General features: G+C 62.8%; 6 protein-coding genes. 5 read left to right on the top strand and 1 reads right to left on the bottom strand.

Annotated elements, in window-relative coordinates; genetic code table 11:
• The first annotated feature begins 711 nt into the window (after window positions 1-711).
• The 4 genes from AC5RWX_RS30745 to AC5RWX_RS30730 all read left to right on the top strand — a co-directional run bounded on the left by AC5RWX_RS30745 (window position 712) and on the right by AC5RWX_RS30730 (window position 3,385).
• Window positions 712-969 (top strand): hypothetical protein, encoded by a 258-nt coding sequence (locus AC5RWX_RS30745; protein ID WP_494099992.1) that lies wholly within the window; start codon window positions 712-714, stop codon window positions 967-969.
• Window positions 970-971: 2 nt separating this feature from the next.
• The gene (locus AC5RWX_RS30740; RefSeq protein ID WP_494099991.1) at window positions 972-1,403 is read left to right on the top strand and encodes a hypothetical protein; all 432 of its coding nucleotides are present in this window, start codon (window positions 972-974) and stop codon (window positions 1,401-1,403) included.
• Between the two features lie 43 nt (window positions 1,404-1,446).
• On the top strand, window positions 1,447-2,223 hold the full coding sequence (locus tag AC5RWX_RS30735) for a succinate dehydrogenase iron-sulfur subunit (RefSeq protein WP_494099990.1): 777 nt from the start codon (window positions 1,447-1,449) through the stop codon (window positions 2,221-2,223).
• Between the two features lie 430 nt (window positions 2,224-2,653).
• Window positions 2,654-3,385 carry a GAF and ANTAR domain-containing protein gene (locus AC5RWX_RS30730; protein WP_494099989.1) on the top strand — a complete coding sequence of 244 codons (732 nt, stop codon included), beginning with the start codon at window positions 2,654-2,656 and terminating at the stop codon, window positions 3,383-3,385.
• A 37-nt stretch (window positions 3,386-3,422) separates the two neighbouring features.
• Here AC5RWX_RS30730 and AC5RWX_RS30725 read toward each other — a convergent pair whose 3' ends face one another.
• Window positions 3,423-4,148, bottom strand: coding sequence for a Type 1 glutamine amidotransferase-like domain-containing protein (locus tag AC5RWX_RS30725; RefSeq protein WP_494099988.1), 726 nt, complete (start codon window positions 4,146-4,148; stop codon window positions 3,423-3,425).
• 99 nt (window positions 4,149-4,247) lie between these two features.
• Here AC5RWX_RS30725 and AC5RWX_RS30720 point away from each other — a divergent pair.
• Window positions 4,248-4,452 (top strand): ArsR/SmtB family transcription factor (locus AC5RWX_RS30720; RefSeq protein WP_494099987.1); only part of this gene is annotated, 205 nt, incomplete at its 3' end.

Raw genomic sequence — 4,452 nt, 5'->3', positions numbered from 1 at the left:
TCGCCGCGCACGCTCAGCGTGAAGGTGTTGGGTCCGCTGCAGGTGACGGCGATGCGGCAAGTGGTGGTGTTGTGGCGCGCGGAAAGGTCGCTTACCGCGGTGTCCAGTGTGTGGTGGAGGGCCGACCGGTCCCAGATCTTCAGGGTTACGGAGCTATTGGCATCGAACGTCATTATTCAACTTCCATTTCATGCGGTGGGCAGCCCGGAGTCTTCATTGCCCGGACCGTGTCCTCGTCGGTGAGGACTGACTGCAGGTGGGAAAGCGCATTCCCGTAGTTCCATGGTGCAGGTCGCTGTGAGGATTGGCAACCGTAGCAGGGCTGATGTGACCAAGCACACGGGACTGCCGGGAGGGTTGCCCCGGAAGTCGCAGGCCCTGCTTTTCCCATGGTGCCCAGAGGCGGGTGCGAGTCTCAACCAATATACGGATTGTTGCAGGTGAGACTCGTCACGTCACGGTAGCCGGGGCAGGCGGCGCTACCCGTCGACGTAGGCCGATATCCTGCTCCCCGGACCCGGCGCTCCGGACGCCCTTCGACGAATAGCAAGGGAGCGGCCCGGCTGGACAGCAGGGCGTCGAGTGCGTAGATTCTAAGTGGCGGGCGTCACTCGATGTGGACGCTCCCCCTCCGGGTCAAGTGCAGGGCCATCAGGAGGAACCGCTGTAGCAACACGGCGGACAGATGCACACCAGCGAAAGAGAGCCATCATGGCTGCCTCGCATTTCTCAACATTTCTCGCCGAAGCCACAGTTCCCGAATTCGATACGGACTGCCCGATGTCCGCGGACTGCCTTTACGGCCTGTACGTCAGCTGGTGCTTCCTGCATGGCCTGGAAGCGAAACCGGACGTTACCTTCCGCGCCGCCATGCACCGGGCCGGCGTCGACGTTCACGACAGTCGGATCCGGATGGTCGGTCCGGCGGCGGCCGACTACATCTTGTCCAGCTACCCCGCGGCCGCCTGACAATGTCGATCCACCCCGCGGGTCCTACCAACGGCGTCAGGGGAGAACAGGTTGAGGACTATCCCCTGACCTGCACCAAGTGCGGCTCTGACCGCCACCTGGTTCTCCACTCCATCGCGGCGCTCATTCCTCCTGCCAGCAGTTCCGTGGAAGTGGGTTACTCCTGCAGGACGTGCAGGAACCATTACCTCCATCGGTCAGGCGTTGTTGCTGTTGCCGCAGTCCTGAACCGGGTCCGGAGCCTGGAGGACGTGCTTGCCTTCGGCGGGCACTACATCCACTGCGGGCAGCCCATGCAGAAAACCGGCTCGGAACTCCGCCGCCTTTATGCGCCTGCCACGACGGACCAGGACCTGGTTGATGCCTTGGACGTGTACCTTACGACGCAGGTATTGCACTGTCCGTGCGGCTTCCAGATGGAACTGCCCGAATAGGCATCAGGCTATCGCCAGGGATTCACAGGAAAGAGTGCTTGCCATGGATTTCGATTCGCATGAACCGCCCTCGAAAGTTGATCTCCCGCAGTCCGTCAGCGAGGATGTACCAACGCTGGACGTCACCGTCCGGGTGCGTCGGTACGACCCCGAGTTCTCAGCATCGGCACGCTGGGAAGACTATCCGCTCACCATGCTCGCCACCGAACGCGTCCTGGACGCGCTTCACCGTATCAAGTGGGAGGTGGACGGTTCCCTCTCCTTCCGCCGGTCCTGCGCCCACGGAGTATGTGGCTCGGATGCGATGCGGATCAACGGCCGGAACCGGCTGGCGTGCAAGGCGCTGCTGAAGGACCTGGAGCCGGGGAAACCCATCACGGTCGAGCCCTTGCAGGGTTTCCCGGTGGAGAAGGACCTGATCGTGGACATGGAGCCGTTTTTCCAGTCGTACAGGGAGATCTTCCCGTTCCTGATTAACCGGGGCCACGAGCCAACCCGTGAACGGCTGCAGTCCCCGGAGGAGCGGGAGCGTTTCGATGACACCACTAAATGCATCCTGTGTGCTGCCTGTACCTCCTCCTGTCCGGTCTTCTGGAACGACGGGCAATATTTTGGACCTGCCGCCATCGTGAACGCCCATCGGTTCATCTTCGATTCCCGTGACGACGGGGCGGACATGAGGCTTGAGGTCCTCAACGACCGGGAAGGGGTATGGCGGTGCCGCACGGTGTTCAACTGCAGCGAGGCGTGTCCCCGAGGCATCAAGGTAACCCAGGCGATCAAGGAAGTCAGCCAGGCCATCCTTTCCCGCCAGATCTGAACGCCAGGCAGCCAGTCGTCGAGCTTGTGGCCCTTGCCTATCGCTTACTTGCGGCGGGCCAGGGTAAGCAGGAACCATCCTTAATGGTGGTCGGTCAGTGAGCGGCCGTGCTTCGTGGATGGGGACAGAGGATTGATCCGGTGGCATCAATGACGTCCGGGACGTTGACGCGGAATCCGTCTACGCGCCGGACCAGCTGGAAAATACCGCCTGGGGCACGGGTACAAGCGCAGGGCAGAGCCCGAACGCCGCCATTGCAGCTATCCGTTCCCTTTCGGACTTGCTGGGGTGCCCAAACCTGCGTCGAACTGATCCGGTCTTTCGCCCGCCTTAACCATCGGACGAGCCCGAGGCGGCGGCACTGCAACACAATGTTCCCTGGTCCAGTCCCAGCGACCTCCGCCCGGGCGGATGAGAATAGGATATGCCCATGTCGAATTCATCAGAGAGCGAACCCGTAGAGCAGCTCCAGAGCATACTGGTGGGCACGGAAAATGCCGCTGAATTCCTTTCCGGGCTCTCCAAGCTGGCTGCTGCGGCGGTCTCGGAAGCGGCTGGTGACGAGATCGAATGCGCGGTCACCGTCAAGCTGCGGCGCAAGCCATCTACTGCTGCGGGCAGCAGCAAACGCGCGATCGAGCTGGACCAGCTGGAGCAGGCAATAGGCGACGGGCCCTGTATCAAGGCACTTAGGGACATGTCCCCCGTGATCATTGACGACGTCGCGTCGGATCAGAGGTGGCCGGAGCTGAACCGGAAATTCGCAGAGGTGGGCGTCTACAGCTCGCTGGGAGTGCCACTGGAGATCAGCGACGGAGCCAGTGCCGCGCTGAACTTCTTCGCGTCAAAGCCCGGCGTCTTCACCCCGAATGTCTACGACAAGGCACTTGGTTTTGCTGCGGCCGCCCACAATACACTCCAGCTGTCGGTCCGCATCAAGTCGGCGGAACACCGGGCGCAGGACCTGGAAGCGGCCATGGAAAGCCGGACCGCCATCAACTTGGCCTGCGGTGTGATCATGGCGCAGAACAGGTGCTCGCAGTCGGAAGCGATGGAAATCCTCACCAAGGTCTCCAGCAACCGAAACCGCAAGCTGCGTGACGTCGCCACCGAACTGATCGAACAGCTGTCCGGCACCAGCATCCAGACGCACTTCGATTAGTAAAACCAGTCCTGCCCCAGCCCCGGCGGTACTGGTTTCAGTTGCCCTCAGAGCGGAGGGAAACGCTGCACCCTGTGCCCGTGCTGCGGACATCCCAGCAGTTGCCCCGGCCGATCACGTCGAATTCCACGTCGCCGACCCTGGGCAGGACAACCGCCGTGTTTTCGTCCACCGCCACTGCCCTGTCCACGAGTCCCGCGGCCACAGCACCCACGGCCCTGCTGAGGGTGCCCGCCTGGGCGGCATGGACGTCCACTGAGAAGGAAACGAGCCCCAGTCCGTCGCGAACATCCACTTCGTCGAGGTCCTCGGAGCACTCCTCGCCGCACACTTCGACGCCGCCGATTCGATAGCCGCCAATAATGCCCCTGCGAGGCGCAACCATGGCGCCGGCGGAAAACCCAAGGTAAGGGGCGCCGTCGGCCACTCTTGCCGCAATGGCACCCGCGCAGCCCTTAAGCCCTTCGAGGTATGCCGGGGTCAGCCCGCCACCCACCACCACTGCATCAGCGCCGTCGAAAGCCGCCGGATCCGCCGGGCTGCCGGCACGCAGCAGGACCGGTACCACCTCGCTGGAAGTCAGGGATTGAAGCGGCCCGGCGTAATCCTGCAGCACACTGTCCGGGTTCCCGCTGCGGTGGTGCACCACAACGGCGATCCGGCGCAGTTGGCTGCGGCGCCCGGGGATGTCCCTGACGAAGCGCTCGAACACGTCAGGAAAGGAGTGGTAGTCCGGTCCAGCGCCGGCCAGGAAGATGCCCATGGGCAACAAGATACATTGCGGGCGGAAGCTTGCCGGGCCGGAAACGGGCCGTCCACAAAGCATTGACACCCGTTTCACTCGGGACTATCGTACAACCATATGGTTGTAGATCAGCTCCGCGAAACCGATCTGGACCGCCTTTTCCAGGCGTTCGCCGACTCCACGCGGCGGGACATCGTCCGCCGGGTGACGGTCGGCGAATACACAGTCTCTGGTCTGGCGGGCCTCTACGCCATGAGTTTCGCCGCCGTGCAAAAGCATGTTGCGGTTCTGGAGCGCGCATCCCTGGTCACCAAGGAAAAGC

The sequence above is a fragment of the Arthrobacter sp. SPT-J7 genome, from assembly GCF_059089965.1.
The sequence above is the reverse complement of the archived record's forward strand: the minus strand, read 5'-3'. Positions and strand labels throughout refer to the sequence as shown.